This window comes from Neobacillus sp. PVCKKU3, assembly GCF_058323225.1.
Genome location: NZ_JBLVQN010000089.1, coordinates 1 through 1,837, shown reverse-complemented (window position 1 = coordinate 1,837; position 1,837 = coordinate 1). Strand labels below are relative to the sequence as shown.

The following is a 1,837-nucleotide window of genomic DNA, read 5'->3' as shown; positions in this document are numbered from 1 at the left end:
ATACTTTCCCTCTTAAATTCAACTAAAAACTTGAAGCACAAGGCTATCCTTTTCCTTGTTTATGGCAGTGGCCTACGAGTAAGCGAAGTGGCCAAATTAAAAATTAGTGATATTTGTAGTAAGACCATGCGAATCCGAGTCGATGAAGCTAAACATAATACCAACCGGTATACAATCTTATCGCAAACAGCACTGGAAGTGCTTCGAGAGTATTTTAAAACTTATTTCCGTGCTAAAAACTATAAGCCGAATGATTGGCTGTTTCCCGGCCAAACCCCCGGCGAGCACATTACTGTCAAAACGATAAAGAATACAATAATAAGGCTTAGGGACAGGCTTTCCCTAGATCCAAATATATCTTCCCACACATTACGACACTGTTTTTCCACCCATTCCTTAGAAGACGGTGTAGATCCCGTGTTTATCCAACAGATGCTTGGACATAAGAGCCTTAAAACAACATTAACGTATCTGCACATGACCTCTAAAAGTCTGATGGGCATTAAAAGTCCGTTAGATTCAAAGGGGAATCATGGGGAATGACTACCATCCAAGATATATTTAAGGCGTTCTATGCGCAGTATAAAGAAAAATACAAGCCATCCCCTGAACAGGCCAAAGCAGCCAACGACATCATGAGATGTCGAACAAGCGGCTTAGGTGGACATGCCTATGAATGTGATACATGTGGTCATACCCAGGTTCGATACAATTCATGCCGGAATCGTCACTGTTCCATGTGCCAAGGGGTCAATAAAGAAGTTTGGGTGGATAATAGAAAAAAAGATATTCTCAACGCCCCCTATTTTCACGTGGTATTTACCATGCCGGCACAGCTGCACATGTTAATTTATCATAATCAGAAGGTACTCTATGATTTAATGTACAAATGCGTCGCAGAAACGCTTGCGGAGCTTTCCATGGACAAAAAGTATCTAGGGGCACAAATTGGCTTTTTCTCTGTCTTGCATACTTGGGGACAAAACTTGCATTTTCACCCTCACATCCATACGGTTGTCTTGGCTGGAGGACTTTCCAAGCAGAATAAGTGGCGTCACTCGAGTAAAAAATTCTTTATTCCTGTAAAAGTTCTGTCCAAAAAGTTCCGTGGAAAGTATCTGTATTATTTAAAGCAATTATATGAAAAGAATTTGCTTGTCTTTTATAACGACGCAAAAAGGTACGAAAACCCAAAACAGTTTCAGTGTTTAATAGATGAATGTTACTCACTAAACTGGTACAGCTATACTAAACGGACATTTTCAGGTCCATTGGCAGTGGTTCAGTATCTTGGGCGATATACACATCGAATCGCGATATCAAATAATCGAATTGTTTCTATGGAGAAGGACACTGTTACCATCCAGGTGAAGGATTATCGAAACAATAATCAAAAAAAGACAGTGACAATGAAAGGTGTAGAATTTATTCGCCGATTTCTTATGCATATTCTCCCGAAGGGATTGGTGAAAATAAGACATTATGGACTACTGGCCAACCGAAATAAGAAAACCAAACTTAAACTGTGTCGGAAGCTAACCAATAGCCCAACATATAATCCTAAATTTACAGGTCTTAGTACTATTGAAATTGTCTCTATAATTGCAGGAAAAGATGTAACGATATGTCCATCCTGTAATAAATCTCACCTGAGGTCAGCCACCCAAGGAGTGGTGCCTTAATTGGAAAGAAATAAATACTATTTTTAAAAGCCTCTTTAGTGGGGAGGGGGAAATTATATCTAAAAACTGATAGAAACAGTAAAAAAAAGCTACTGTGAAATGAAACCAGGTAAGATAATCAAAAAATGAGGGATCTCCCAAAGATTGAAACCCCA

Annotated in this window: 2 protein-coding genes; both read left to right on the top strand. The window is 39.1% G+C overall.

The genetic code is table 11. From position 1 onward, the window contains the following. Positions 1 to 543, top strand: a 543-nt coding sequence (locus tag ACNQGS_RS28870) for a tyrosine-type recombinase/integrase (protein WP_491490383.1), incomplete at its 5' end; no start/stop codon positions are given. Next, positions 540 to 1,682: an IS91 family transposase gene (locus tag ACNQGS_RS28865; protein ID WP_491490382.1), complete on the top strand. Its 1,143-nt coding sequence runs from the start codon at positions 540 to 542 to the stop codon at positions 1,680 to 1,682. The genes ACNQGS_RS28870 and ACNQGS_RS28865, both read left to right, overlap by 4 nt. Positions 1,683 to 1,837: the final 155 nt, after the last annotated feature.